We start from the raw sequence: 26,505 nt of genomic DNA, 5'->3' as shown, positions 1-26,505 counted from the left end.
CCAGAGGGGCCAGAGGGCAATGTCGGGGCCGAAGAATCCGGTCGAAGAGTTCCGCCGCGTCACCGGCGCCACCATGCGCGCCATGTCGGGGAATAATGAACTGCAGGTGAGCTTCGCCCCCAATCAGGGACCGGCGGGGATCAGCGGCAATGACGCGCGCCTGCCGCTTCCCGGCCGACACCTGCCGGCGGCGGATGTGGCCCTGGCCCGCGGTGAAGCCGATGCGATCGCGCTGAAGCTGAAGCACCACAACCCCAAAGTCCATATGCGCGAGGCACCGAAGAGCCAGCTGGCGCGTGACATCTTCCAGGCGCTGGAAACAGCGCGCGTCGAGGCGATCGGTTCGCGTCGCATGGACGGTGTGCGGCAGAACCTCAATGCCGCACTCGACGAGCATTGCCGGCAGAAGGGCTTCGTGCGTGTCGCCTCGCAGCAGGAGGGATCGCTCCCCGACGTGCTGCGCCTCCTCGCCCGCGAGACGCTCACCGGCCAATCCGTGCCGGAGCTCGCCAAGGGCATGGTGGACCTGTGGCGCGGTGACCTGCCGCAAAAGGTGCGCGAGGATATCGAGCGCCTCGGCGAATGCCTGACCAGCCAGAAGGCCTATGCCAAGGCGACGCGGCGCCTGCTCGCCGACATGGAACTGGAAGCCTCGGAAGACGATTTCGATCCCGAGGACGAGGAAGCCGAGAACCAGGACGAGCCTGATCAGGACAACAACGACGATCAGCAGCAGACCAAGGGCAAGGAGCAGCAGAAATCCGACAGCCAGATGGAGCTGGAATCGGAAGCGGCCGAAAGTGCCGCCGCGGAATCCGAGGAAGTCGATTCCGAAAAAACCGACATGGAGATGGATGCCGAGACGGGTGACGAAAAACCCGGCAGCCCCAAGCGCCGCAACGAACCGGATCTCAGCCGCCGCAACGAGGCGCCCTACAAGCCCTTCAGCACGCAGTTCGACGAAGTGGTCGACGCCGCCGATCTGTGCGACCCGGAAGAACTCTCGCGCCTGCGCCAGTTGCTCGACCAGCAGCTGACGGCCCTGCAGACCGTGGTGGCCAAGCTTGCCAACCGTCTGCAGCGGCGCCTCCTCGCCAAGCAGAACCGCTCGTGGAATTTCGACCTTGAGGAAGGCATCCTCGACGCGGCGCGCCTGCCGCGCGTGGTCGTCAATCCGGATTTGCCGCTCTCCTACAAGCAGGAAAGCGATACCGAGTTCCGCGATACGGTCGTCTCGCTGCTCATCGACAATTCCGGCTCCATGCGCGGCCGGCCGATCACGGTCGCCGCCATGACCGGCGATATCCTGGCGCGCACGCTGGAGCGCTGCGGCGTGAAGGTCGAGATTCTGGGCTTCACCACCCGCATGTGGAAAGGCGGGCAGTCGCGCGAAAGCTGGATCGCCGCCGGCAAGCCCGGTAATCCCGGCCGCCTCAATGATCTCAGGCACATCATCTATAAATCGGCGGATGCGCCGTGGCGCCGGGCCCGCAAGAACCTGGGTCTGATGCTGCGCGAGGGGATTCTCAAGGAGAACATCGACGGCGAGGCATTGCTTTGGGCGCACAACCGCATCGCGGTTCGCCCCGAACAGCGCAAGATCCTGATGGTGATCTCGGACGGCGCACCGGTCGACGATTCAACGTTGTCGGTCAATCCCGGCAACTACCTTGAGCACCACTTGCGCGACGTCATCGACTGGATCGAGACGCGCTCGTCTGTGGAGCTGGTCGCGATCGGTATCGGCCATGACGTGACGCGCTATTACAAGCGCGCGGTAACGCTGGTTGATGCCGAACAGCTGGGTGGCACGGTGCTGGAGCAGCTGGCGGCCCTCTTCGAGGAAGATCAGCGCCGCGGCGGCAAAGGCAAGGGCGGCTTCGCCGCCTGATCAGCGCCGCCGCGTGATGCGGAGCGGCACCGGCTGCAACACGGCAGCATCCTGATGCCGGCCATCCTTGGGATCGGCCTCGTCGTCCCGCTCCTTCAGCGACATCACAGCAATGCCCATCTGCAGGCCGCCGAAGGTCAGCGCGGTGAAGAAGGTGAGCAGCGCTACTGCAAGTGGACCGTAGGTTGAGTTGCTCACCAATGTCGCCAGGCCGCCGACATCGAGCATCATGACAGCCGCGACGAACACGATCGCGGCGGCGGCGCCGATAAGGGCATGGCGCAGCATGAATTTGACCAGTTTGGGCATCGGCATTCTCGCGACTGACGCAACTTCAACCTCGCCAGTCTGGCACAGTTCCGGTATCGCGCCGAAGAGGTCATTTTGCCGCGAATTGGCGCCAGTTCGTGATCGCTGCCGGCACAATGCGGCATCGACCCGACTCGCATTGTCGGGTTACCCTCCTCAACAATTGCATCATCGCGTGAGGGGAAACCCATGGCTTCGTTGAGAATTTTATGGGCTTTCGCGCCTTTGGGTGTGGGCTTGGCGCTGGCTTTCCCGGCATCAGCCGATCTGGCCGCCGCCGAAGCGGCCATCGCCGCCAAAAAATACGATACCGCCATCGCGGAGTTGCAGCCCTTGGTGTCGGCCGGTGACGGCTACGCCAAATGGAAGCTGGCGCAGCTCTACCTCGCTGGCCACGGCGGATCGGCGGCGGAAGGCGTCTCCCTGCTGCAGGAAGCGGCCGAGGCCGGAGAGCCGGAAGCGCAGTCCCGCCTGGGCGTGCTCTATGCCAAGGGCGAAGGCGTGCCACAGAGCGATACCGAGGCCTATAAATGGCTGTCCCTCGCCTCGCGCGGTGCGGCACCCGGTGTGTCGCGCATCATGGCGCAAACCAACCAGACCGTGGTCGGGCAACGCATGACGCCGGCGCAGCGCGCGACCGCCGAGACGGAATCAAGCCAGGCCGCCGCCGGCTACCAGGCGCCAGCTGCCGCAACCGCAGTCGAGCCGGTCGCCACCGCCGAAGCTCCAGTCGCCGCTGAACCGGCGGAGACACAGGTCGCTTCCCTCCCCGCCACCGACGCGCCGAGCGGCATTCGCCTCCAGCTTGCTTCGGTTGCCAACGAAGCCGATGTCGACGGCGAATGGAAGCGCCTGCGCAAGCGCTTGGGGGCGGCCCTCGACGGCCAGCAGCTTCAGATCGAGCGCGCCGATCTCGGCACCAAGGGAATCTTCTATCGCCTGCAGATCGGCCCCTTCGCCGATCGCAGTGCCGCCAAGGCCGCATGCAAGGATATCAACGCCGCCGGCGGAGACTGCCTGCTGGTCGCCAATTGAGCGCTGAACGGGAAGCTGCCTGACAGGGCGGCATCTCGCCCTAGCGCAGGGCTGCCTAGCCTGGCTTTTCTGTTCCGTGGCCGACAAGAAAGCGACAGCCTCACGGCCTAGCCCGGGCAGACGAAACCCGCTAGATTGCCTTGACTATGCCTTATGAATCCTTGCGCGACTTCATTCTGAAGCTGGAGCAGAGCGGCCGCTTGAAGCGTGTCGCCGCCCCGGTCGATCCGCATCTCGAGATGACGGAAATCCAGACCCGCCTGCTGGCCGAAGGCGGGCCGGCGGTGCTGTTCGAAAATCCCGTCTCGAAGGAAAGCGGTAAGCGTTACCCCATGCCGGTGCTGGTCAATCTTTTCGGCACGGTAGAGCGTGTGGCCTGGGGCATGGACCGCGAGCCATCGGGTTTGCGGGCACTCGGTGAGACCTTGGCCTTCCTGAAGCAGCCCGAACCGCCCGGCGGTTTCAAGGAAGCGTGGGAGATGCTGCCGCTCCTAAAGACGGCGCTCGCCATGAAGCCCAAGCAAGTCGGCTACGCCCCGGTGCAGGATGTTGTTCTTACCGGCGACCAGATCGATCTTTCCGAATTTCCGATCCAGGGCTGCTGGCCGGGCGAGCCGGCACCGCTCATCACCTGGCCGCTGGTGGTGACCAAGGGTCCCGGCAAGGGCAAGTCCGACGACTTCAATCTCGGCATCTACCGTATGCAGGTGCTCTCAAAGAACCAGACGCTGATGCGCTGGCTGAAGCATCGCGGCGGCGCACAGCATCATGCCCGCTGGGGCGAGACCAAGCGCGAGCCCTTGCCGGCCGCCGTCGTCATCGGTGCCGATCCCGGCACGATCCTTTCTGCCGTGACACCGGTTCCCGATACGATGTCCGAGTATCATTTCGCCGGCATGCTGCGTGGCAAGAAGGTCGAGCTTGTCGATTGCAAGACCGTGCCGCTGCAGGTCCCGGCCCATGCCGAGATCGTGCTGGAGGGCCATGTCTCGCTCGAAGACTATCGCCCAGAGGGGCCTTACGGTGATCACACCGGCTATTACAATTCGGTCGAGCCTTTCCCGGTCTTCACCATCAGCGCCATCACGATGCGCAAGGACCCGATTTATCTGTCGACCTTTACCGGCCGGCCGCCGGATGAGCCATCGGTGCTGGGTGAAGCGCTGAACGAGGTCTTCATCCCGCTGCTGACCCAGCAGTTCCCCGAGATCGTCGATTTCTGGCTGCCGCCGGAAGGCTGCTCCTATCGCATCGCCGTCGTCTCTATGAAGAAGGCCTATCCGGGCCATGCCAAGCGCGTGATGTTCGGGGTCTGGTCGTTTCTGCGCCAGTTCATGTACACGAAATTCGTCATCGTCGTGGATGACGACATCAACGCGCGCGATTGGAAAGATGTCATGTGGGCGATCTCGACCCGCATGGACCCGGTGCGCGACCTCACCCTCGTCGAGCGCACGCCGATCGACTATCTCGACTTCGCCTCGCCCGAAAGCGGCCTTGGCGGCAAGATCGGGCTTGATGCCACCAACAAGCTGCCGCCGGAAACGCATCGCGAATGGGGCGAGAAGATCGCCATGGATCGCAACGTCGTCGACCGTGTCACGTCGCGCTGGGCCGAGCTTGGCCTGCCCGGTAGCGGCAAGCCGATCTGGAAATGACGGCGCCCGCCCGCCAGCCCTGGGACGAGGTGAAGCCCTGGCGCAAGGAAGCGCGGAGCAGGATCCTCGCCGCCCGCGCCGCCTTGCCACCGACCCTGCGCCAAGGCATGTCCGCCGCCCTCATGGAGCGGCTGCATGCGGTGCTGGAGGAGGCCGAGGGGCCGATCAGCTTCTATTGGCCGTTCCGCAGTGAACCGGATCTGCGCCCCTTGATGCGCACGCTGGCGGCCGAAGGCATCGAGATCGCCTTGCCCGTCGGCAAGAAGCTCGGTGAGCCGTTGACCTTCCGCCCTTGGTCGCCCGGCTGCGCCATGGCGCGTGGCATCTGGGATATTCCAATTCCGGCCACCGATCTTGAGGTGACGCCGCAAACCGTCATCGCGCCGCTGGTTGGCTTCGATACGGCGCTCTATCGCCTAGGGTATGGTGGCGGGTTCTTCGACCGGACGCTGGCGGCGCGCAAGCGACCGGCCGAAGTGATCGGCGTCGGCTTCGCCATGTTCCAACTGCCCAGCATCAAGCCGCAGCAGCACGACATCCCGATGGGCCGCATCGTCACCGAGCGGTCGGCGGGACTGGCACCCGGCAACAGCGCAAGCTCGCCCGTTTGTTATGCCGATGAATCAGACCGGCGCTATGCCGGTGACTTCGACGCGGCCGAGATCGCTTCGCTGCTGCAGCCACTTGAATCGGTCCTGCCGCCGGAACGCCTGCCATTGGTCGAATTCATCTATTGGCGCCTGGGCGTGCAGCCGGCAGCGCGCAGCAACGGCACCCCGCCTGCGGATATCGAAGCGCATTTCGGCAAGCTGATCCCGCGTGTCGCCGATGACGGCATCCACGCCGCCTTGCAGGCCCTGCGCGCGACGCTGCTGTCCTAACCGTTTACTGTTCTTTCGCGCGCAGCATTTCGCGCGAGATGATGTGGCGCTGGATTTCCGACGTCCCTTCCCAGATGCGCTCGACACGCGCGTCGCGCCACATCATTTCCAGCGGCAGCTCTTCCATCAGGCCCATGCCGCCAAAGATCTGGATCGCCTGGTCGGTGACGCGCCCCAGCATCTCGGTCGCGAACAGCTTCGCCATGCCGGCATCGCCATCGGTCATGGTGCCGTTCTGCAGTTTCCAGCAGACATAGGCCGTCAGGGCATCGGCTGCAGCAAGCTCGGTCTTCATGTCGGCCAGCTTGAACGAGACGCCCTGGAACTTGCCGATAGTCTGGCCGAACTGCTTGCGTGTCGCCGCCCAGTCGAGCGCCAGATCCATCGCGCGCTCCGCCTTGCCGCAGCAATTGGCGGCAATGAACACGCGACCGCCCAGCAGCCATTCGCTGGCGACGGCAAAACCCTTGCCTTCCTCGCCCAGGATCTGCCGCTTGTTGAGGCGGACATTGTCGAAGAACAGTTCCCAATTGTCATAGGCGCGGTAGGAGACGCAGCGCGGTCCGCGGCGGATGGTGAAGCCCGGTGTGTCGCGATCGACCAGGAACGCCGTGATGCGCTTGCGCGGACCCCGTTTGGTTTCGTCAACACCGGTCACGGTGAAGACGATGGCAAAATCCGGCTCCCACACGCCGGTGATGAAATGCTTGCCGCCCTTGATGATGTAGTCGTCGCCATCAGCTTCGGCACGCGTGGTGATGGACATGGCATCCGATCCGGCACCGGGTTCCGTCAGCGCAAAGACCTCCGACTTCTCGCCACGCACGGTCGGCAGCAGATATTTCTCGATCTGCTCGTCCTTGCAGGCCATCAGAATGTAGGAAGGCCGGCCGACGAATTTCTGCACCGCCCAATTCGCCTTGCCCAGTTCGCGCTCGAACAGCATCTGCGACATGACGTCGAGACCGGCGCCGCCAACGGATTCCGGCATGTTGGCCGAATAGAGGCCAAGCGCCTTCGCCTTCTCCTTGATCGCTGTGCCGATTTCCTTAGGGACGTAGCCGAGCTTGTCGACTTCGCGCTCCACCGGATAGAGCTCGTTCTCAACAAAGGCACGTGTCGTCTCGACCAGCATGCGCTGCTCGTCGGTCGGCTGGAAATCGAAGGGCATTGGTCTAGGTCCCCATGGCGTCAGGCGCGGCGAATGTTAAGGGCAGGCGGGCATACGCCACCCACCCGGATTCGCCAAGCTATACCCTCAGCCCCAGCGCTGGGGAAGTATTATTTTACGATCGTAAAATAGAACAATTATTCGGACCGCGCGGTCGTGTCATGGGCGTCGGCATCATGCCCGCCGCGGTTGCTCCAGAAGACGGCCGCCATCAGCCCGATGCTCAAGGCCGTCACCAGCACGCAACCGACGATGAGGGCCGCCATGCCCTGCCAGCTGATATCCAAGCCTTTGAAATCATTGAAGGCCCAGATCAGAAAGCAAACGAAGCCGATGAGCCCGGCCGAGCTTGCCGAATAGGCGGCGATCCAGCGCTTCATGATCTTCTCCACATACAAAACTAAATTGACTGCATTCATTTGTCTTTGTATGTATCGATATACGCCCAAGACAGAGAATTGCAAGACCCATGCGACAGAAGACATGCCCCTGGCTGCCCGACATGCGCGACGATGATGGCCCGCTTTACCTCGCGATCGCCGACCGGCTTGCGGCTGACTTGCAGGCGGGTCGCGTGAGCCCTGGCCAGCAATTGCCGACCCAGCGCGCCCTCGCCGAGGCTCTCGGGATCGACTTCACCACGGTCAGCCGCGGTTATGCCGAGGCACGACGGCGCGGTCTCATCGACGCGACCGTCGGGCGGGGAACTTTTGTGCGGGCACCCTTGCGGCGCGACGCGGCGCAATCGCCGATCGATATGAGCATGAACCTGCCGCCGCTCTCGGCCGCCACCGATATCGCCGGCCTGGTGCGCGACGGCATGGAGGCGATCACCGGCCGCGCGGATTTCGGCACCTTGATGACCTATCGTGACAGTGCTGGGACGGCGGCCGACCGCGCGGCGGGCGGTCGTTGGCTGCAGGATCGCGTCGGCGCGGTTCCGCTGGAACGCCTGCTCATCGCCGGCGGCACGCAATTGGCGCTCACCGCGATCCTCACCACCTATGCAAAGTCCGGCGACCGCATCCTCACCGAAGCCCTCACCTATCCCGGCTTCCGTGCCGCCGCCGAGCATCTCGGCCTGCGCATGGAAGGCATTGCCATGGACGACGAGGGGCTGCTGCCGGACGCCTTGGACGCTGCCTGCCAATCGGGCCGCGTCAAATTGCTCTATTGCGCGCCGACCCTCCACAACCCGACCACGGCGACGATGTCGGAAACACGGCGACAGCAGATCGCCGATGTGGCGCGGCGCAATGGCCTCACCATCATCGAGGATGATTCCTACGGCCTCCTCGCCCGCAACGCGCCGCCGGCTTTGGCGCGCCTTGCACCGGATATCACGATCTATCTTGGCGGGCTGTCAAAAGTGCTGACACCGGCGCTCCGCGTCACCTACATGGTCGTGCCGGATGCCTGGATGGCCGAGCGCCTCGCCGGTGCGTTGCGCGCGGTGAGCCAGATGACCCCGCCCCTCATGCTGGCGCTTGCCAGCCATTGGATTCTCGAAGGGATTGCCACGCGCCTGCTATCGTCGCTGCGCGACGAGTCGGTGGCACGCCAGCGTCTCGCCACCGGCCGCCTGCCGCGCACATCGCTCAAGACCGCACCGGAGGCCTATCATCTCTGGCTGCATCTGCCGGAAGCCTGGCCGCGCGCGGCCTTCGTGCGGCATCTGCAACGGCAGAACATCGCCGTGGTGGCAAGCGACGCCTTCGCCGTCACTGAACAGCCGCCCGAGGCCGTGCGCCTCTGCCTCGGCGCCGCTACCGACCGGGAGAGTCTCGACCTCGCTCTTACCACGGTCGCTACCACCCTCACCGAACCCGCCGGCAGACCCGTGCCGGCAGTCGTCTAATTACTGCAGCCCCAACACCGGCTTCAGCCGGTCGTTGTAAGCGCAGAACTCTTCGAAGGTGAGATCCGGATTGTCGTTGAAGACGACATAGACGCCGTCCATCAACGGCCTCACCAACGGCACCTTGCCGGTGAGACGTTTGATGACCTCATCGCGGCCATAGCCCAGCGCACGTTGGCAGAGCTCGGCGTCCCAATATTGCGTTACATTGAGCGTGAAGATGTTGTTGCGGCCATTGACGTCGACGCCCGGGCGATTGCGTAGTGCCTGAATTTCCGCCCCGTGTAGATCCTCGTACTTTACGACATATCCATTGAAGTATCCGTGAGCAGAGTATCCGCCAAATGCCTCCATGGCTCGAGCAAGGTGTTGATGCAGCATTTCGCGATAGTCTAAGTGTTGGCTGTGTGTCGGAAACGTAATCCAAACCTTATCATCGTAAGTGGCTTCATCTTCATACTCGTACGTTTCGCCACGGAAGACATATCGGCCCTGAAGCTCTAGGCCCCGAACAGGATATTCAATATCGAAACTCGCCCCCAGGTATTCGCCACAATCTGGTGATGGCGGTATTTTAAGGCCTCGCCATCCAAGAGGCGTTGGCAAGTTGAGCATGTTATTGGCGAATGCCTCATGTCGCTCTTCGATCGATTCTTCATGGCGCGCGCGAAAATGCATGTAGAAATCAAGAATATTGCGTTTCATGGCTTACTGATCCCAACTTCAATGTACTGCGAATAGCCGTTTTTGCGTATGAATGTCAGCGCCGCTTCAGCTGCTTCTTCGCTGTCAAATTCATACATTACTTTGTGCCCAGGGTTTTGAATTACCGCGTGCTTAACGCGCTCCAGCGTGTTCAGCGTCTTCTTTTGCGTTCTTTTACTCCAAGTGGCGAGTTTCGTCTTGCTGTCCACTAGAACCGTATGGCTGTTGTCGGCTGCAGCGAATGCGCTATCGAAGCGAATGAAACTGAGACCTCGAGGATTTGGATTATCAAACCTAAGTGCGGGATCCGCGAACTTTTTGGACTCAATATCGCTGAAAGCACCCGTGCCACCTGATTGGTGCGCGCGAGCACGTTCGGAGCCTTGCAAATTGCCTTGAACGTATATCACTCCCCGGTTTTCAGATTCGAGACCTCTAGCCTGTTTTGAAGAAAGCACGTTTCCCTTAGCCTCTTCCAACTTGGCGCGATGATCAATCGATCCAACACTCGCTGAGTGTTCGGCTTACACGTTGGTCTCGCCGAGACCGGCAACCTCGTCGCCGCTCTTGGCAACCGTCTCTAGCAATTCCTCGCCGACTTTTTCTGCACCTTTGACTGCCTTTCGATTCGGCATCTCCGGTACCAAGCCAAGGGCAACGAGGCCATAATCCTCCCACCCCCATTCGTCTCCGTGCTCTTTCCAGTCCTTGTAGTCTGCCAAGGCGCCAGAAACATCACCAACGACAGGAATGAAGCTGGTGAGGAGTTCTACGCCGGTGCCAGTCAGACCCTGCCGCTCCTGGGCCGCTGCAGTTGCTTCCTTTTCGGCTTGGAGGTTGGTGTCATAAGCTTCGTCAAAGGACTTCCCATCCCACAATGAGCCAATGGCGCTCAACCCAGCCCGGGCTTCGTCGCCATAGTTGCCGAGCAATGAGTTGACGGCGATGCGCCCGATGTCATCGGCGCCCTGCTTGTCCGCGCTGTTCAACGCAGGCTTCATCGCGCCAAATCGGCCGGCCAACATTTGCCCGGCACCTTGGTCGGTCCGTGCAGGGGGCACTGCCGATGGCGGCTTCTTCTCTTCGACTGAAAGGATACTTCAGAGGATGAAGCAGCGTTGGCGGTGTCGCGCCTGCGGCAACCTGACTGTCCGCGCGTTACTGCAGCCCCAACACCGGCTTCAACCGGTCATTATAGGCGCAGAACTCATCGAAAGTGAGATCGGGATTGTCGTTGAACACGACATAGACCCCGTCCATCAATGGCCGAACGAGCGGCACCTTGCCCGTGAGACGCTTGATGACCTCGTCGCGGCCATAGCCCATAGCGCGCTGACAAAGCTCGGCATCCCAGTATTGGGCGGGGTGAAGCGTAAAAATATTGTTTCGGCCGTTAACGTTCACATCGGGCCGCGTTCTTAGCTTTTTTAACGCTTCCGCATAAGTCTGATAGTACAACACGACATAATTATCAAAGTAGGCAACTGCACGGTAAGCATCAAATGCGGCCACCAGCTGGGGAAAATATTTGAGCAGGATGTTCGAATATTGGGGTTGATCGCGCTGACCAATACTAAACGACATCGCATCGTCTTTCGCTGCACGATCCTCAGACAGGTAGTTGGCGTCGCGTAGATGAAAGTAGCCGTGGTGATGAATATTGCTGGATGGATAGCTGACTTCGAAATGAGCAGTGAGACCATCTTCGTCAAAGGATGGCGTCGGTGGAAGTTTCATTCCTTGCCAACCAAATGGCTGATCAACCAACAGCATTTTCTTTGTAATCTCTTGATAGCGATCCTCCACACTCTGTTGCAGTGCAGGGCGTCTATAAACAAAAAGATCAATCATTCTTTATCCTGCCCGTCAATCTCTTTGCAGAGATGCCTGGTCTCCTCGCCGACGCCCTGCTCATCGGACTTACGCTTCCACTTGTCTCTTGCCTCGGGCGAGGCGAAGCGGAAGACCCCGTTCTCAAGACCGACCGCGAGAGCCTCGACCTTGCTCTGACGACGGTCGCAAACACGCTCACCGAACCCACCCACAACACCCGTGCCGGCGGTGGCTGAACATCTGCGCGCTACTGAAGGCCCAACACCGGCTTCAGCCGGTCGTTGTACGCGCAGAACTCCTCAAAGGTGAGATCCGGGTTGTCGTTGAAGACGACATAGACCCCGTCCATCAACGGCCTCACCAACGGCACCTTGCCAGAGAGACGCTTGATGACCTCGTCACGGCCGTATCCCAGAGCGCGCTGACAAAGCTCGGCATCCCAGTATTGGACGACATTGAGCGTGAAGATGTTGTTGCGGCCATTGACATCAATATCTGGCCGATCTTGCAGCTTCTGAAGTTCAGCGGCATGCAAGTCTTCAAAATTGACAACATAACCACCAAAGTAGCCGTGTGCGGCATAACCTTCAAAGGCAACTACTACGCCAGGAAAATGCTCATGAAGCATCGATCGATAATCGATCTCCGCGCTCTTTGGCGCGAAACTGATCCAGACCTTATCATCATAGAACGCTTCATCTTCATACTTGTACGTCTCGCCACGGTATATGTAACGGCCATCCAGCTCCAGGCCCGGGATTGCATACACAATTTCAAAACTGGCTCCGAGCTCGTCTCCACAATCAGGTGCCGGAGGCACATTGAGTCCTTTCCAACCGAGTGGTGGCGGCAGTTTCATCATCCTAGCTGCAAATGCTGTATGCCGAGTCTCGATTGACGTGTCGTGGCTGGCACGAGAATGGATATAAAAGCGAAAATTGCTGCGCCTCATGGCTTTCTGACTCCAACCTGAACATACGCTGAGAACTTATTGTCTCTAATGAAAATGCGCGCCTCTTCCGCTGCCTCATCAGTATCGAATTCGTACATCAATCTGTAGCCTGGATTCTGTTGGACGGCTCGCTTGGCGCGCTCCAACCTGACTGTCCGCGCGTTACTGCAGCCCCAACACCGGCTTCAACCGGTCATTATAGGCGCAGAACTCATCGAAAGTGAGATCGGGATTGTCGTTGAACACGACATAGACCCCATCCATCAACGGCCTCACCAACGGCACCTTGCCAGAGAGACGCTTGATCACCTCGTCGCGGCCGTAACCCATAGCTTTCTGACAGACCCCTTCAGTCCAATACTGAGCTGGTTGAAGAGAAAACACGTTGTTACGGCCGTTCACATTGACATTGCCTTTACCACGTAAAATATCCAGCGCATCTTTGTGAAGTGCATGATATTTAGTGGCATAAGCTGAGTAGAAGGCTCGCAGCAAGTAACCTTGAAACGCCTCAACCACCGCCGGCAGCTCTTTGTGCAGAATGGGCGCATATAATTCGCCGATTTGGTCAATGTCGAAACCAAAAATCAGCTTGTCGTCATACGATATCCGATCTTCATAAGCGTAGTTTGAACCGCGATATGTATAGAGGCCCGTCACTACCAGCGACGGTATCGGATAGATCAGCTTGTAAGATGCGATCAGTTCTCTGCCAAATGATGGGGCCTCAGGAGTATCCAAGTTGCGCCACGACAAAATACCATCTTGCGCCTTCATCCGGTTCACGACGTCAGCGTGACGCGATTCAACAGCTTCTTCATGGCGCGGCGGATAGTGAATGAAACACTCAAAATTACTCATACTCATTGCTCCCGCACGGTGACAACAACGATATCTGCGAAGTCGTTGGCTTCAAGAAAATTTTGGGCAGCCTCAGCGGCCTCTCGCGTTTTGAATTGATAGTGAACTTTTATCCCAGGGTTTTGCCTAAGTGCACTTTGCAGGCGCCCGAGCGTAACACGGGCCTTATTCTGAGTTTCCTGATTCCAGATGGCCATCTTTGTCTTCACGTCAGTTAGTACGAGTTCGATATTCTCACCGAACACGCTAGCTGCATCGAGCTTGATAAAGGGATACCCATTGGGATTGGGGTTGTCGTAGCATATGGCTGGGACGTGAAACATGTCGTTCTCGGCATCATAAATGACGTCAGGATGAGTCTTCATGAACTCTTTCGCCGCTTCCGTACCTCCCGCCTTTTCTTTCACGTAGATGATGCCACGCGTCGATCTATCTAATTTCCTCGCGTCACCCTCAAGATAGACTTTACTCTTCGCCTCTTCGACCAGGGCCTTGTAGTTGACCTTCGCTGCTTCAGCGGCATCAGCAACCTTTGAGCCCTTTTTGCCGAGACCAGCTATCTCATCGCCGGCCTCGCCAGCGACCTCAATCAACTCCTCGCCGATTTTCTCCGCACCTTTGACTGCCTTTCGATTCGGCATCTCTGGTATGAGGCCGAGGGCAACGAGGCCATAGTCGCTCCAGCCCCATTCGTCGCCGTGCTCTTGCCAATCCTTAAAGTCCGCCAGAGCACCGGAGGCATCGCCGACGATCGGAATGAAACTGGTGAGGAGTTCCACGCCAGTGCCAGTCAGACCCTGTCGCTCCTGGGCCGCCGCAGTTGCCTGCCTTTCGACCTGGAGGTTGCTGTCGTAGGTCTCGGCAAAGGACTTGCCATCCCACAATGAACTGGTAGCGCCCAACGCAGCCCTGGCTTCATCCCCATAGTTGCCGAGGACCGCGTTCACGGCGATGCGCCCAAGGTCATCAGCGCTCTGCTTGTCGGCACTCTCCAACGCAGGCTTCATCGCGCCAAATCGGCCGGCCATCATTTGGCCGGCACCTTGGTCGGTCCGTATCGGCAGCACTGCCGATGGCGGCTTCTTGTCCTCCGCGGATGGAACTTTCAGCGACTGGATCGGCGTTAGCGCTGTCAGACCGGCGGCATTGTCATTCGCGGCATCCGGAACCTCTCTACCCTTCGCCACCCACTGATCGGCACCCGGCATGCCATTGGCTTTGGCGATCTGATCTATCGTCTTGCCGACGAGATACTTACTGCGATGATCGCGCGCTTCTTGGCTTTCGATCGTCTTTGGATTCATCCGCCGATAGGTGCCGTCGGGTGCCTGATAGAAAGCTGCGTTGGCACCGCCGAGCCCCGCTTTCATGAGATCGACGCTTTGTGAGTCCATCTCTTTGCCGAGATGCCAAGTCTCCTCGCCGACGCCCTGTTCGTAGGATTTGCGCCGCCACTTCTCCTTCGCCTCGGGCGACGCGAAGCGGAACACGCCGTTCTCCCAGGTCCCGAGCACATTGTCGTTGGCAGGTTTCGGTGTGAGCGGGCCGGACGGACGCTCTGCGTAGGGTCTGGGACGAGGGTTGACGGGGGCCATGCCAATCTCCGAAAAATTATGGATTAGACGTAACATGAATTACGCTTCTTGTAAAGAACAAAATAGGAACAGTATGCTAATGCGCTGCACTCGGCTGGATTTTCCGCACCGTCCGAGTGAACCGTCATTCAGGAAATGCGTTTCATATAGCTGTTATTATTGACTTATTAGCGCTCCGCCGCTAACTTGCCGGTCTTAACGAGGAACTCAGATGACCTATCCGCGGCGACATGGCGATTTACGCATGACCGGGCTTTGGCTCGGGCGGCATGCGCTTGTCTTGCTGCCGGATCTGCCGCCGAGCGGGCCGCTCGAACGCGGCGACATCGAACGCTAGAGCTCCGACCCTTCCGCCATCCTTAGAGCTTGATGACGTTCCTGAACGGACCGCGCCTCACGGCGCGCGCCCGCTTCACCCGCTGTTGTCGCTTGCCTGCCGACCGGAGTTTCCGATCATGCGTACCTCCCTCTTCTTGTTCCTGCCCGCCCTCATCGCGGTGGCCGGCTTCGAGACGGCTCTGGCTCTGGTCTCGCCGCTGATCTCACTGCGCCTCGAAGATGGTGGCGTCTCCACATCGATGATCGGCATCGTCGCCTCGGCCTATTCCGTGGGCTATCTGGGCGGCACGCAGATCTGCCGGCACCTCATCCTGCAACTCGGTGCCCGGCGCACGATTGCGCTGCTGGCCCTGCTCGCCGCGGTGAGTCTCGTGGCGCATGCCGTCTTGTTCGACGTGCTATTCTGGCTGCTGCTCTCTGCCCTGTGCGGCTTCGCCATGGCCGGCATCTACACGATCGCCGAGAGCCTGCTCAACGTGCTGGCCTCCCGCGGCAATCGCGGCCGGCTCTACAGCGTCTATATGACGGCATCCTGGCTCACGGCCGGCGCCTCGCCCGTCGCGGTGCTGGCGGAAGGCAGCGGCGGCGTCATCTGCTTCATCATCGCCGGGGCGCTCATCGCCCTCACCACCTTGCCCGTGCTGTTGTCACGCCGGGCGGAATTGCCGGTGCCGTCGCATGGCGCACTCAGCATCGCCCATTTCCGCGCCGTGCCGCCGGTAGCACTCGCCATCTGCTTCGGCTCCGGCATCATCAATGGCGGGCTGCATGGCCTGCTGCCGAGCTATGCGGTGGAGACCGGCCTCGGCAATGGCGATCTGTCGCTGCTGCTGACCGTGGCGGCGATTGCCGGCATTGCCGGACAGTTCCCCATCGGCCACCTGTCCGACCGGGTGCGCGAGCGGCTGTCGGTCGCCAAGGGCATCGTCTTCTCCGGCATCGCCTTATGTACGGGTATGGCGCTCTTCGCCGGTGGCGGCATGATCACCTTGGTTATGTTCATCGGCTTGCTGACCGCAATCATGGCGCCGATCTATGGCGTCGGCGCGGCACTCGCCAATGACCGTGCGGCCAACGAACGAACGGGCGGCGGCTGCACACTGGCCACGACTGGCGCCCTGCTGTTCGTCAACGGCATCGGCGCGGCACTCGGGCCCCTCGGCGCTGGTTTTGCGATGGAGGCTTGGGGACCGACCGGGCTCTTCCTATTCCTCGCCTTGGCGAGCGGCGCGGTAGGGCTCGTCACGGCCTATCACCGCCGCCTGGAACGCCTCTGGGTGATCGCGCACTGAAAACAAAACGGGGTGCCATCACTGGCACCCCGTCTCTCGTTCTGCAGATCGGGCCGGCCTTAGCCGATATCGAACTTCACGCCCTGGGCCAGCGGCAACTGGTCGGAGTAGTTGATGGTGTTGGTGGCACGGCGCATATAGGCCTTCCACGCATCCGAGCCGCTCTCGCGCCCGCCGCCGGTTTCCTTTTCGCCGCCGAAGGCACCGCCAATTTCAGCGCCGGACGGGCCGATGTTGACGTTGGCGATGCCGCAATCGGAACCGGTCGCCGAGGTGAACAGCTCAGCCTCGCGCACGTCGCGGGTGAAGATGCAGGACGAAAGCCCCTGCGGCACGTCGTTCTGCAGCTGGATCGCCTCAGCGAGCGTCTTGTACTTCACGACATAAAGGATCGGCGCGAAGGTCTCGTGCGTCATCACCGGGCTCTGCTTCGCAAGTTCGACGATGGCGGGCTTCACGTAATAGCCGCCCGAGCAGCCGGCAACGCTGACGCGCTCGCCGCCCGTCACCTTGCCGCCCTCGGCCTTGGCCTGTTTCAGCGCGTTCTGCATCGCCTCGAAGGCGGCCGCATCGATCAGCGGACCGATCAGAGCCTTACCTTCCAGTGGATTGCCCACCGGCACCTGGCCGTAGAGCTTCTTCAAGCGCGGCAGCAACTTGCCATAGATCTCCTCGTGGACGATGAGACGGCGCAAGCTCGTGCAGCGCTGACCGGCCGTGCCGACCGCGCTGAACAGGATCGCGCGCTCGGCCAGCTTCAAATCCGCCGACGGGCAGACGATCATCGCGTTGTTGCCACCAAGCTCAAGCAGCGAACGCCCGAAACGCTTGGCGACCCGCGGCGCCACTTCGCGGCCCATGCGCGTCGACCCGGTGGCCGAGACCAATGCCACGCGCGGATCGTCGACCATGACTTCGCCCACTTCGCGGGCGCCGATGAGAACTTCAAGCAAGCCATCGGGGATCGCCGTGCCGGTTTCCTTGGCAAAGCGGGCCGCCGCCTTGCCGAAGATCTTGGCGCTGGCAAGGGCGGTGAGCGGTGTCTTCTCGCTGGGCTTCCACACCACCGAATTGCCGGCAACCAGCGCCAGCGCCGTGTTCCACGACCAGACCGCGACGGGGAAATTGAAAGCGGTGATGACACCGACGACCCCCAGCGGATGCCAGGTTTCCGCCATGCGATGGCCAGGACGTTCCGAGGCAATGGTGAGGCCGTAGAGTTGGCGCGACAGACCGACCGCGAAGTCGCAGATGTCGATCATCTCCTGCACTTCACCCAGACCTTCGGTCGTGATCTTGCCGGCTTCGATCGACACCAGTTCACCGAGCGCTGCCTTGTGGGCGCGCAGTTCTTCGCCGAGCAAGCGCACGAGCTCGCCGCGCTTGGGTGCCGGCACCTGGCGCCAGGCAAGAAACGCCGCCTGGGCCTTCCCGATCTTCTTCGCGGCACCCTTGGCGTCGTCGCACACAAGGCGGGCAACTTCGCCCCCGGTGATGGGCGAGCGAACGATGAGGTCGCCCTTTTTCAGCGCTTTGCCGTCAAGGCCAAGCGACTTCAGCACTTTGTCGAGTTTCATAACGGAACAGCTCCCAGTAAATGGCGCCCATGCATGCGCCAGAGCCGCCGACATTGTCAACTCGGCAACAAGAGAACCCACATTTCGCCCGGCGTCAGGGAACTTTCGCGGCGCGGAAGCCTTTCGCACCGGCATTTGTCGGCCAATTTGGCACCCCCGGACTTGCCCTGCCCCCACCAAGGCGGCAAGAATGCCGACTGGGGACAGAGTTCATCTTCCAGGGGAGATTCCGGTATGGCGCGCCTCGATAGTGGGTCGTGGGTGAATGGGTTGAAGACGGCTGCCTGCGCCGCAATGATCGCCGGCAGCCTCGGCTGGGCAGCGCCCGCCTGCGCGGAAAGCCTGCTCGACATCGACCCTGCGCCCGAAACAGGCCCCGGCCAGGCCTGGGCCAGTGTCGCCGAAATGATCATGGTCTATTACGACGTGCCCAATACCGGACCTGGCGACATGCAATGCAGCCTCGCTTATTTCCTGACCGGCACCCCGAACTGCTACAAGGCGCCGGATGAGAGCGAGTTCACAGCGGTGAGCCGCATCGTCAAAGGCTATCCGCAATTTGCTCACGAATCCTTTGGCGAATTGCCGATCGCCATGCGCTGGGAAGAGGCCAAGACGATCCCGCCGCAGGACATCATCCAGGAGATCAAGTTCGAGCGACCGGTTCTGGTGCAAATCGAACCGGCCCCCAATGAGGGCGAGACAAAGGCCGAGAAGCGCGCCGTGCTTATCGTCGGCTTTGACGGCGGTCCCGACAACCTTCAGCTCATCATCAATGATCCCAAGGTTTATCTGGCAACGCAGAACCCCTATCTCGAGTTTGGCGGCAAGGTACGTGACCAGAGCGGCCAATACCTGATCGGCTACGCCGATTTCCAATCTTTTCTGAAATGGTCAGCGACCCTTTGGAAGATCAAGCCGGATTGAGTAACGGTTTGAATCAGCAACGATTTTTGCCGGTCATGCGGGATGCGTTGCCCCTGTATGGGTCGGTTAATACGTCAAACGCCTTGACTTAAGCAGCGGTTCGCTCCATATCTCTCTCGCAATTCTTGCGGACTGCGCGCTTACGCCCTGGCTTGGACCGCTCCACGCGGCCACTTTTTCGGCGTCCGTCCCGAGATACATATTCCCACGTCATAGATTCCTGAGCAGGCGCGCCTTGGGTTCGCCCGCCGGCTATTTGCCTGCCGCGCCCTTATGGTGCGAGCGCAAGACCTTGCGGCATGACACCAACTGCCGAAAAGGATTTCAGGCATTGAATACGCTTACCGAAACCACCCCCGCCACGAACGTTCTGGCGGATTTCGCCTCCCTCAATCTGGTCGAGCCGCTGATGCAGGCAGTGACCGAATCCGGCTACACCAAGCCGACGCCGATCCAGGCGCAGTCGATCCCCGCACTGCTCGAAGGCCATGACCTGTTGGGCCTCGCCCAAACCGGCACGGGCAAGACCGCTGCTTTTACCCTGCCCATGCTCCAGCGCATGATGGCCAATCGCAAGCAGCCACAGCCTAAATCGATGCGCGCGCTGATTTTGACGCCGACGCGTGAACTCGCCGTCCAGATCAACGACAGCATCAAGACCTATGGCCGTCATCTGCCGCTGCGCTCGACCGTCATTTTCGGCGGCGTCGGTCAGATGCCGCAGGTCAACACCATGCGCCGTGGCATCGACCTCGTTGTCGCGACGCCGGGCCGGTTGCTCGATCTCATGAACCAGGGTCACATTACGCTGACCTCGGTTGAGTTCTTCGTCCTCGATGAAGCCGACCGCATGCTCGACATGGGTTTCATCCGCGACATCAAGAAAATCGTCGGCTTCCTGCCGGCCCGCCGCCAGACGCTGCTGTTCTCGGCCACCATGCCGAATGACGTGTCCGATCTGGCGCAGAGCCTGCTGACCAAACCCAAGCGTGTCGAAGTCGTGCCGCAATCGACCACCGCCGAGCGCATCGACCAGATCGTCTATATGGTTTCCCGTACCAACAAGCGGAAGCTGCTCAGCAATCTGCTGGCGTCTGCGGACGTGACGCGCACGATCGTCTTCACCCGCACCAAGCGCGGTGCCGACCGTGTGGCCGAGAATCTGGAGCGCGATGGCTTCTCCAGCGCCGCGATCCACGGCAACAAGGGCCAGAACGCCCGCCAGATCGCGCTCAACGCCTTCCGCACCGGCGCGGTCAAGGTGCTGGTCGCCACCGATATCGCCGCCCGCGGCATCGACATCGACAACATCAGCCATGTCGTCAATTTCGACCTGCCGCTGGAACCGGAAAGCTATGTCCACCGTATCGGTCGCACGGCGCGGGCCGGTGCCACCGGCATCGCCATCAGCCTGTGCGACGGTGAAGAGCGCAGCCTGCTGCGCGACATCGAAAAGATTGTGCGCATGAAGATCCCCGTGGTCGACGATCATCCGTTGGCGGTTGGGTCTGATGCCGAAGGTGGCGAGCAGATCACCCTGCAGCGCGCCCAGAACATCCGCGAATCGCGCGAAATGGACCAGGCTCGCAATGGCGAGCGTCGGGGCAGCGGCCGCGGCGGCCAACGCGGTCGCGACCAGCGCGGTGGCGAACAGCGCCGCGACCGCAATCGCCAGGACGGCAACCGCGACGCGAAACGCCAGGGCGAGAAGTCCTTGGGCGAAAAGCGCACCCGCAGCACCCAGCCCCGTGGCGAGGCGCGCCAAGATCGCAGCCACAACCAGCCTCCCGTGCGCCAAGCTGAACAGCGTGCCGATCGTCCGCGCCGCGATGAAAGCCGGGCAGAGCGACCGCATCGTGACGACCGCGGCCACCGCCATGAAGGCAGCCATCGCGATGAGCGTGGCCATCAGCACGATGGTGAAAGCCGCTTCGAGGCCGAGCGCCGGATGGCGGCTACCCGTCAGCATCGTGGCGACAACCAGCAGAAGCCGGTTCGCCCCGATGGCGAGCATCGCCGCATCGATTACCGCGCCCGCGCCGAACAGGACGGCCGCGGTCAAGCCCCGCGCGTCCGCCAAGGCGGCGGTCAGCCGGGTGGCCAGGGCGCCGGCCAGCGCCCGCACCGTGCCGGTAAGAGCCAGCCGCGCGGCTAATCCTACAAAATCACGTTTTCGAAGCGACGCCGGCCGATATCCATCGGCCGGCGTTTTCTTTTGTAGCTCGCGGTGTCAGGCCGCTGGCTTTATGTTCAGGACGAAATCGAGATCCGGCATGTCAATCTGATCCGCTTCCAGGAATTCCTCGGCATAGCGCTTCCACACCTGATGGCGCAGGAAGATGTCGAGCAGGTCCGGATCTAGATGGTTTTCCTTCTTCATGAAACCCATGATCTTGATCGCTTCGCTGAGCTTCTTCGCTTTCTTGTAAGGCCGGTCGGCGGCGGTCAGCGCCTCGAATACATCGGCAATCGCCATCATGCGAGCAACCGGCGACATCTCGTCTCGCTTCAGGCGTCTGGGATAGCCGGTGCCATCCATCTTTTCGTGATGGCCACCAGCGATCTCCGGCACAGCCCGCAGATGTTTGGGTAGCGGCAGGCTTTGCAGCATCACAATCGTCTGCGAGATGTGATCGTTGATTCGGTATCGCTCTTCTTCGGTGAGCGTACCGCGACCGATGCACAGATTATAGACCTCGCCGCGGTTCATCTTGTATTTGGGCACGTTGAGCTGGAAACCCCAGGGATTGTCCGGCGTGATCAAGTCGCGCGGCTCCAGCGGCGAGATGTGATCCTCGCGATCGGCGAGCAATGGCTCCTCGACCGGCAGGGCCGGCTCAAGCGTCCGGTCCATGCGTTTCTTCTCTTCATAGGACAGGCCCTGGCGATTACTGATCGTCCGGCGCCACACCTTGCTGGCGATCGTCTTGATGCGCTCGATCTTGGCGGGATCCATGAACTCGCCGCCCTCATTGCAGGAGGCGACGAAAGCGAAATCGTCGTCGAGCTGGCGCTGCCTCGCCACCATTTCGGATCGCAACGATGCCTCGTCGCCGCCTTCGGCCCTCCCCTGCCAATAGGCGATCTCGGCATCGCGCTTGAGTACCTCGAAACGCATTCGAACCTCGTGGATGCGATCATAGATCGTCTCCAGCTTCGTTGCCTTGTCGACCACATATTCCGGCGTCGTGACCTTGCCGCAATCATGCAGCCACGACCCGATCTCGACCGCCTCCCATTCCTCCGCCGACAGATCGAATTCCGCGAAGGGTCCGGTCTTTTCGGCGCAGGTCGCCTCGGCCAGCATCCTGGTCAGCGCCGGCACGCGCGCACAATGTCCACCGGTATAGCTCGACTTGGCGTCGATTGCGCCGGCAACGAGCTTGATCAGCGCATCCATCAGTTCCTTCTGCGCCTGCAGCAACTGCTTGTTCTCGATGGCGATGCCGGCCGATGCGCCGACGGCGCGTACCAGTTCAATGAGGCGGTTGCTCGGCGACCAGGCGCCGTCTGCTTCGCCACGCGTCTTCACCAGGATCTGGACACCGAGCACTTGCTGCTTGCGATTGAACAATGGCACGATCAGCAGAGCGAGGCGATGGGCATTCTCCCGCTCGACCAGATCCCGGAGGCCGAATTCCTCGAGTTCGTTGTATTCCATGCGCCGCTCGATCTGCCCGATGCGACCGTCATGCAATATGGCGCTGATCTCGCTTTGCAAGCCGCTTTCGCCCATGTCGAGTGGCGCCACCCGCGTCTCGCCGACATGCGCGTGATGCCAGAACACGATCTCGGGATGCATGACCTTGGCTTCTTCATTCAGCAGGTAGATGGCACCACCGTCACTTTCGACCAGGTCAATGGTCTCGCGCAGCACCAAATCCAGCAAGGACTTGAGGTCCCGCTCGGCGCCCAAGGCATGACCGATGCCCATGAACTTGCGCAATGTCCGTTTCAGCTTGTTGAGTGAGCGCGCCAGATCGGCCACTTCGCTGATGGATGCGCGAACATTGACGTCCTGTTCCAGATCGAAAGAGGCGATCGCCTTCGTCTCGCGAACCAGGCGGTTTATCGGCTTCACCAGCAATCGCGTGCCCAGCCAACCCAGCAGGATGGCGGCGATCAAGATGAGCAGAGCCATTGTGATCTGCTTCCCGACAATTTCACGCGCACCCGCAAACAGTTCGTCTTCAGGCACCGCAATCAGCATGTCGATGCCTTTGGTGCCCTCGATCGGAATCCGCGTCATGGACAATTGCCAGCGACGTCCGTCAATTTCGGCCACGGACCGCGCCCGCGCTGTACCAATGAGTTCACCGGCACGCTCGAGCGCCGGGACCTTGAGCTCCGCCAGGCTCACCAACCGGACCGAACCATCGGCCTGCAGCGCCAGCATCTTGGCGCTGTCGCGATAGGCCACCACCTGCCCGCTGGGGCCAACCAATGCCAGTTCCGAGGACGGCGTGATGTTGATGTCTTTGAACGCCTCGGCCAGCGACGAAATGGTCAGGTCCAGCGCCACGATGACGGCGCCGTCGGTCGATTTGCTGGCCAGCGTTATCCCGACCGATTTCGTGGTGAAGAACAGATAGGGCTCAGTCAGGATCGTGCCCTGCTCTTTGAACGCCGACTGAAACCATGGCCGGGTGCGCGGATCGTAGTTGTAGTTCGGCATGAACCTGGCATCGAGCAGCTTGCGATCCGCGTCGAAGTATCGAAATTCGCCGAGCATCGTGCCTACCGCATCCTGGGTCATCGACTGCACCAGCAAGGTGGCATTGGGCGGCGCCTTCATCTGCCGGCGCATCGCTTCATCGCGCAAGGGGCGGAACAGGACGAACTCGCCATTGGGATACCCGATATAGATCGCGTCCGTGATCGGATTCTCGTTGAGTGCGTCCAGCACCAGCGGCATCTCATCAAGGCGTCGCGCCAGGGTATCGGCATTGGAAAATCCGCTGTGGGCCAGCAGGGTGATCTGGTTGCGGGCCGGCAGCAGCACGCGCTGCACCTTTTCACTCAAGGTATCGCGGATGTAGCGGGTCGTTTCGTCCGAGGTCTGCAGCAGGATCGTCTGCGCGCCGCGATAGGTGTGCCACGCAAAGGTCGCGATCACCAGCATGAGAAGGAGCGTGATGCCGCCCGCTCCCAGCAGATACAGGGGCACCTCAACGGGCGATTTGGACTGCTGGTTCGGACGTGCCATGCCAGACTCCTCGTGCGGCGGCTGTGATCAGCGCGGCGGTCAGTATTCGATCATGGTGTTGGCCGCCGCTGCCGAGACGCGGCGGGCGGCGATGCGATGCAACGTTCGATCGAGCCGCATCCCTTCCACGACGCGCAGCCAATTATCGGTTTGTGCAGCGCTGAACCGTGCCCGGCTGAGCGCCAGGCCGGACGGCGTCGGTGGCGCCGGCGAGGCATTTACCAGGGTGAAATGCTCCCGTTCCGCAGCCGTCAGATAGAAGAAATAATGAATGGACGGCGCCAGGATGGCCTCCACCTCGCCATGGCGCAAGCCATTGAATAGTGCTTCCTGCGTCTCATAGAAGATGACCCGGTCGTCACCCAGCAGCATCTTGAGATGGTAGTCATAGTAATTGCCGTAACGGAAACCCTGCACCAGGCCCAGGCGCCAGCCGGCCTTGGCGACCAACGCCGGCATCGAAAACGTGGTGCCGACCTCGGCCGACGGCATCACCATCATGTTCTTGAAGCCAAAAAAGGTCACAAACCGGGCCAGTCTTGCGCGGTCGGGTGTCGAGATCGAATTGGTAGCGATATCAATGTCGCCGGCCTCGATCGCCGGCCACAGTTTGGCCCGCACCGTGATCCTTATGTCGAACTGGCAGCCGGTGCGCCTGGCCAACTCGTCCAGCAGGTCGATATCGACACCCTTGCCCTGGTGATACATCGGCCCGAACTCGACGAGGCCAACGCGAACCGGGCGGGTGCAGCCAAAATCGCGACCGGCATCGGCAGCCAGAACCTGCGCAGCCGGTGACGCAAGGCACAGGCTGCCAACCATGAAGACCGACAGCGCCGCTTGCCATGCCCGCATAACTGGGCCCCGCATGAATTAGCACCATTGGCTGTTCTAACGCATCATAGTCCGATTGCGATTATGATGCATCTGCGTTGGGAGATCACGCCGCCTGGCGCCAGATTCTCCCGCTCCTGCACAATGGATATTGGCCTTTATTGCAGCTGCAATCCGAGCCGCTGCACACCATCGGCAATGGGAATGAAGAAGTTGATACCGACCGAGTATTCGCCTTGATCCGTCAACGCGGATTGCGAGATGCCAACGACATTGCCCTTGGCATCGAGCAGCGGACCGCCACTGCTGCCATGCTGAATCGATGCATCGGCCTGGATCAGCGGCTGGCCGAATTCGTTCTCCTTGATCTGGCTGACAATGCCGCGCGTCACGGTGCCGGCAAGGCTTGGGTCCAGCGGCGATCCGACCGCATAGACTTCCTCGGTGAGTTCCAAGGCGGAGAGGCGCAGCGGCAGCGGGGTATAGGGGCCGCCTTCCACTTTCAGCAAAGCGACGTCGCGTTTGGGGTCGCTGCGCAGCGTGGTGGCATAGACCTCGGTCCCGTTGATGAACACCACCTTCAGGCGTTTGGCGTCATGGGCGACATGGTGGTTGGTCAGCACCAGCTCGGGCGTGATGAAGAAGCCGGAACCCTGCCCCACCCCACTGAAGATGGTGACCACCGACGCCTGGATGCGGGCCATATTGGTGCCGATCGGTGTTGTGAAAAGCGGCGTCAGCGGCAGGGCCATGGGCGATTGCGCCGGCACTTCGCCCCAACCATTGAGCGGTGCCGCGGCCGTTTGAACATGATTCCGGCGCAACAACACGTCATGAAAGCGCGGATCGCCGGCGAGATTCCTGGCGGCGACCGCAAAGGCGCGCATAATGAGCGCGACCTCACCCTTCGGCACGCCTCCATTCAATTCATCGGAACCACTGGTTCGCGTCTCAAGGACTACTTTGCCTTCGAGTGGTGAAAACACCTGCCAGGTCACGTCAACGCGGCCAAGGCCGCTCTGCGTTCCTTTCCAGCGACCGCCCCATGTAACTTCGTCACAGACATCAAGTGCGATGAAATCGACGCGCCCTCCGACAAGATATTCAGGGCTCCGTTTGGCATCAGTGTAGTTGCCAAACAATGCATCCGGATCGCCGACCACATCATAATTTGCCGATTTGAGGGCGCGATAGAAGCTGTCCATCATCTCTTCATCGCGTACGGTCACTTTGCCCGCCGCCCAATGAATTGGCTGGGGCAGCATGGTCTGACCGCAAAGCTTGAAATTGTTGTCGCGGTAGGTGCCGATCTGCTGGCCGCGTTCCAGATTGAAGACCACTCGATCCAACTGAATTGGCGCCAGATCTTCGCCTTGGGAGGCTGCACTCGCCAATAGCGGCGCCGCCTCGACATGCGTGCGCTCGCAGGCCGTGATTGACAGACAGGCAGCCAGAAGTACCGCCGCAACGCAGCACTGACGCAGTTGACCGAACATTCATTCCCCCGGGCCGGTCGGCCGTTGACGATTACCCCGTCGCTATCCTGGGAGAACAAATATGGTACTGTAAAGCGTAAAATCG

At 61.0% G+C, this 26,505-nt stretch carries 23 protein-coding genes; 9 read left to right on the top strand and 14 right to left on the bottom strand.

The genetic code is table 11. From position 1 onward, the window contains the following. The first annotated feature begins 19 nt into the window (after positions 1–19). The gene (cobT, locus tag SMD31_RS12535; RefSeq protein WP_320501237.1) at positions 20–1,891 is read left to right on the top strand and encodes a cobaltochelatase subunit CobT; all 1,872 of its coding nucleotides are present in this window, start codon (positions 20–22) and stop codon (positions 1,889–1,891) included. Here the strand turns inward: cobT and SMD31_RS12530 are convergent, their stop codons facing one another. Further along, complete coding sequence (locus tag SMD31_RS12530; RefSeq protein WP_320501236.1) at positions 1,892–2,200, bottom strand: hypothetical protein; 309 nt, start codon at positions 2,198–2,200, stop codon at positions 1,892–1,894. Positions 2,201–2,389: 189 nt separating this feature from the next. Here SMD31_RS12530 and SMD31_RS12525 point away from each other — a divergent pair, with 189 nt between their 5' ends. The 3 genes from SMD31_RS12525 (at position 2,390) to SMD31_RS12515 (ending at position 5,774) form a co-directional block, all read left to right on the top strand. Beyond that, complete coding sequence (locus SMD31_RS12525) at positions 2,390–3,235, top strand: SPOR domain-containing protein (RefSeq protein ID WP_320501235.1); 846 nt, start codon at positions 2,390–2,392, stop codon at positions 3,233–3,235. Between the two features lie 146 nt (positions 3,236–3,381). Further along, on the top strand, positions 3,382–4,893 hold the full coding sequence (locus SMD31_RS12520; RefSeq protein ID WP_320501234.1) for a UbiD family decarboxylase: 1,512 nt from the start codon (positions 3,382–3,384) through the stop codon (positions 4,891–4,893). Next, positions 4,890–5,774: a 5-formyltetrahydrofolate cyclo-ligase gene (locus SMD31_RS12515; protein WP_320501233.1), complete on the top strand. Its 885-nt coding sequence runs from the start codon at positions 4,890–4,892 to the stop codon at positions 5,772–5,774. The genes SMD31_RS12520 and SMD31_RS12515 overlap by 4 nt, the downstream gene beginning before the upstream one ends. A 4-nt stretch (positions 5,775–5,778) precedes the next feature. Here SMD31_RS12515 and SMD31_RS12510 read toward each other — a convergent pair whose 3' ends face one another. Together SMD31_RS12510 and SMD31_RS12505 are read right to left on the bottom strand one after the other, a co-directional pair. Further along, positions 5,779–6,945, bottom strand: a complete 1,167-nt coding sequence (locus tag SMD31_RS12510; RefSeq protein ID WP_320501232.1) for an acyl-CoA dehydrogenase family protein — start codon at positions 6,943–6,945, stop codon at positions 5,779–5,781. Between the two features lie 137 nt (positions 6,946–7,082). Beyond that, positions 7,083–7,325: a hypothetical protein gene (locus SMD31_RS12505; protein WP_320501231.1), complete on the bottom strand. Its 243-nt coding sequence runs from the start codon at positions 7,323–7,325 to the stop codon at positions 7,083–7,085. Positions 7,326–7,414: 89 nt separating this feature from the next. On the opposite strand from SMD31_RS12505, the gene SMD31_RS12500 reads away from it, so the two are divergent. Then, entirely contained in the window at positions 7,415–8,803 is a 1,389-nt protein-coding gene (locus tag SMD31_RS12500) for an aminotransferase-like domain-containing protein (protein WP_320501230.1), read from the top strand. Here SMD31_RS12500 and SMD31_RS12495 read toward each other — a convergent pair whose 3' ends face one another. From SMD31_RS12495 to SMD31_RS12465, 7 genes are all read right to left on the bottom strand, one after another. Further along, positions 8,804–9,508, bottom strand: a complete 705-nt coding sequence (locus tag SMD31_RS12495; protein WP_320501229.1) for a hypothetical protein — start codon at positions 9,506–9,508, stop codon at positions 8,804–8,806. Then, positions 9,505–9,987, bottom strand: coding sequence for a hypothetical protein (locus SMD31_RS12490; RefSeq protein WP_320501228.1), 483 nt, complete (start codon positions 9,985–9,987; stop codon positions 9,505–9,507). Before SMD31_RS12490 ends, SMD31_RS12495 begins: the two co-directional genes overlap by 4 nt. Positions 9,988–10,032: 45 nt before the next feature. Beyond that, complete coding sequence (locus SMD31_RS12485; RefSeq protein ID WP_320501227.1) at positions 10,033–10,533, bottom strand: hypothetical protein; 501 nt, start codon at positions 10,531–10,533, stop codon at positions 10,033–10,035. 133 nt (positions 10,534–10,666) lie between these two features. Further along, positions 10,667–11,359 (bottom strand): hypothetical protein, encoded by a 693-nt coding sequence (locus tag SMD31_RS12480; RefSeq protein WP_320501226.1) that lies wholly within the window; start codon positions 11,357–11,359, stop codon positions 10,667–10,669. Positions 11,360–11,588: 229 nt separating this feature from the next. Then, entirely contained in the window at positions 11,589–12,293 is a 705-nt protein-coding gene (locus SMD31_RS12475; protein ID WP_320501225.1) for a hypothetical protein, read from the bottom strand. 162 nt (positions 12,294–12,455) lie between these two features. Then, entirely contained in the window at positions 12,456–13,154 is a 699-nt protein-coding gene (locus tag SMD31_RS12470) for a hypothetical protein (protein WP_320501224.1), read from the bottom strand. A gap of 2 nt (positions 13,155–13,156) precedes the next feature. Continuing rightward, positions 13,157–14,749: a hypothetical protein gene (locus SMD31_RS12465; protein ID WP_320501223.1), complete on the bottom strand. Its 1,593-nt coding sequence runs from the start codon at positions 14,747–14,749 to the stop codon at positions 13,157–13,159. A 211-nt stretch (positions 14,750–14,960) separates the two neighbouring features. Between SMD31_RS12465 and SMD31_RS12460 the strand changes: the two genes are divergently transcribed. Both SMD31_RS12460 and SMD31_RS12455 read left to right on the top strand, forming a co-directional pair. Further along, a complete protein-coding gene (locus SMD31_RS12460; protein ID WP_320501222.1) occupies positions 14,961–15,086 on the top strand; it encodes a hypothetical protein in 126 nt (41 codons plus the stop codon). 118 nt (positions 15,087–15,204) lie between these two features. Beyond that, positions 15,205–16,380, top strand: coding sequence for an MFS transporter (locus SMD31_RS12455; RefSeq protein WP_320501221.1), 1,176 nt, complete (start codon positions 15,205–15,207; stop codon positions 16,378–16,380). Between the two features lie 59 nt (positions 16,381–16,439). Here the strand turns inward: SMD31_RS12455 and amaB are convergent, their stop codons facing one another. Beyond that, positions 16,440–17,957: an L-piperidine-6-carboxylate dehydrogenase gene (gene amaB / locus SMD31_RS12450; RefSeq protein ID WP_320501220.1), complete on the bottom strand. Its 1,518-nt coding sequence runs from the start codon at positions 17,955–17,957 to the stop codon at positions 16,440–16,442. Positions 17,958–18,191: 234 nt separating this feature from the next. On the opposite strand from amaB, the gene SMD31_RS12445 reads away from it, so the two are divergent. Next, positions 18,192–18,884 (top strand): hypothetical protein, encoded by a 693-nt coding sequence (locus SMD31_RS12445; protein WP_320501219.1) that lies wholly within the window; start codon positions 18,192–18,194, stop codon positions 18,882–18,884. Positions 18,885–19,215: 331 nt separating this feature from the next. Continuing rightward, entirely contained in the window at positions 19,216–21,039 is a 1,824-nt protein-coding gene (locus tag SMD31_RS12440) for a DEAD/DEAH box helicase (RefSeq protein ID WP_320501218.1), read from the top strand. Positions 21,040–21,114: 75 nt separating this feature from the next. Here the strand turns inward: SMD31_RS12440 and SMD31_RS12435 are convergent, their stop codons facing one another. The 3 genes from SMD31_RS12435 to SMD31_RS12425 all read right to left on the bottom strand — a co-directional run bounded on the left by SMD31_RS12435 (position 21,115) and on the right by SMD31_RS12425 (position 26,420). Then, entirely contained in the window at positions 21,115–24,090 is a 2,976-nt protein-coding gene (locus SMD31_RS12435) for an HD domain-containing phosphohydrolase (protein WP_320501217.1), read from the bottom strand. 39 nt (positions 24,091–24,129) lie between these two features. Continuing rightward, positions 24,130–24,945: a transporter substrate-binding domain-containing protein gene (locus SMD31_RS12430; protein WP_320501216.1), complete on the bottom strand. Its 816-nt coding sequence runs from the start codon at positions 24,943–24,945 to the stop codon at positions 24,130–24,132. A gap of 137 nt (positions 24,946–25,082) precedes the next feature. Then, positions 25,083–26,420: a S1C family serine protease gene (locus SMD31_RS12425; protein ID WP_320501215.1), complete on the bottom strand. Its 1,338-nt coding sequence runs from the start codon at positions 26,418–26,420 to the stop codon at positions 25,083–25,085. Positions 26,421–26,505 lie beyond the last annotated feature (85 nt).

It is taken from the genome of Dongia rigui (assembly GCF_034044635.1).
GTDB lineage: Bacteria > Pseudomonadota > Alphaproteobacteria > Dongiales > Dongiaceae > Dongia > Dongia rigui.
The sequence above is the reverse complement of the archived record's forward strand: the minus strand, read 5'-3'. Positions and strand labels throughout refer to the sequence as shown.

Excerpts from the sequence above, each read along its gene's own strand:
- cobT (WP_320501237.1), top strand. The coding sequence starts at position 20 with ATGTCGGGGCCGAAGAATCCGGTCGAAGAGTTCCGCCGCGTCACCGGC.
- SMD31_RS12530 (WP_320501236.1), bottom strand. The coding sequence starts at position 2,200 with ATGCCCAAACTGGTCAAATTCATGCTGCGCCATGCCCTTATCGGCGCC.
- SMD31_RS12525 (WP_320501235.1), top strand. The coding sequence starts at position 2,390 with ATGGCTTCGTTGAGAATTTTATGGGCTTTCGCGCCTTTGGGTGTGGGC.
- SMD31_RS12520 (WP_320501234.1), top strand. The coding sequence starts at position 3,382 with ATGCCTTATGAATCCTTGCGCGACTTCATTCTGAAGCTGGAGCAGAGC.
- SMD31_RS12515 (WP_320501233.1), top strand. The coding sequence starts at position 4,890 with ATGACGGCGCCCGCCCGCCAGCCCTGGGACGAGGTGAAGCCCTGGCGC.
- SMD31_RS12510 (WP_320501232.1), bottom strand. The coding sequence starts at position 6,945 with ATGCCCTTCGATTTCCAGCCGACCGACGAGCAGCGCATGCTGGTCGAG.
- SMD31_RS12505 (WP_320501231.1), bottom strand. The coding sequence starts at position 7,325 with ATGAAGCGCTGGATCGCCGCCTATTCGGCAAGCTCGGCCGGGCTCATC.
- SMD31_RS12500 (WP_320501230.1), top strand. The coding sequence starts at position 7,415 with ATGCGACAGAAGACATGCCCCTGGCTGCCCGACATGCGCGACGATGAT.
- SMD31_RS12495 (WP_320501229.1), bottom strand. The coding sequence starts at position 9,508 with ATGAAACGCAATATTCTTGATTTCTACATGCATTTTCGCGCGCGCCAT.
- SMD31_RS12485 (WP_320501227.1), bottom strand. The coding sequence starts at position 10,533 with ATGTTGGCCGGCCGATTTGGCGCGATGAAGCCTGCGTTGAACAGCGCG.
- SMD31_RS12480 (WP_320501226.1), bottom strand. The coding sequence starts at position 11,359 with ATGATTGATCTTTTTGTTTATAGACGCCCTGCACTGCAACAGAGTGTG.
- SMD31_RS12475 (WP_320501225.1), bottom strand. The coding sequence starts at position 12,293 with ATGAGGCGCAGCAATTTTCGCTTTTATATCCATTCTCGTGCCAGCCAC.
- SMD31_RS12470 (WP_320501224.1), bottom strand. The coding sequence starts at position 13,154 with ATGAGTAATTTTGAGTGTTTCATTCACTATCCGCCGCGCCATGAAGAA.
- SMD31_RS12465 (WP_320501223.1), bottom strand. The coding sequence starts at position 14,749 with ATGGCCCCCGTCAACCCTCGTCCCAGACCCTACGCAGAGCGTCCGTCC.
- SMD31_RS12460 (WP_320501222.1), top strand. The coding sequence starts at position 14,961 with ATGACCTATCCGCGGCGACATGGCGATTTACGCATGACCGGGCTTTGG.
- SMD31_RS12455 (WP_320501221.1), top strand. The coding sequence starts at position 15,205 with ATGCGTACCTCCCTCTTCTTGTTCCTGCCCGCCCTCATCGCGGTGGCC.
- amaB (WP_320501220.1), bottom strand. The coding sequence starts at position 17,957 with ATGAAACTCGACAAAGTGCTGAAGTCGCTTGGCCTTGACGGCAAAGCG.
- SMD31_RS12445 (WP_320501219.1), top strand. The coding sequence starts at position 18,192 with ATGGCGCGCCTCGATAGTGGGTCGTGGGTGAATGGGTTGAAGACGGCT.
- SMD31_RS12435 (WP_320501217.1), bottom strand. The coding sequence starts at position 24,090 with ATGGCACGTCCGAACCAGCAGTCCAAATCGCCCGTTGAGGTGCCCCTG.
- SMD31_RS12430 (WP_320501216.1), bottom strand. The coding sequence starts at position 24,945 with ATGCGGGCATGGCAAGCGGCGCTGTCGGTCTTCATGGTTGGCAGCCTG.
- SMD31_RS12425 (WP_320501215.1), bottom strand. The coding sequence starts at position 26,420 with ATGTTCGGTCAACTGCGTCAGTGCTGCGTTGCGGCGGTACTTCTGGCT.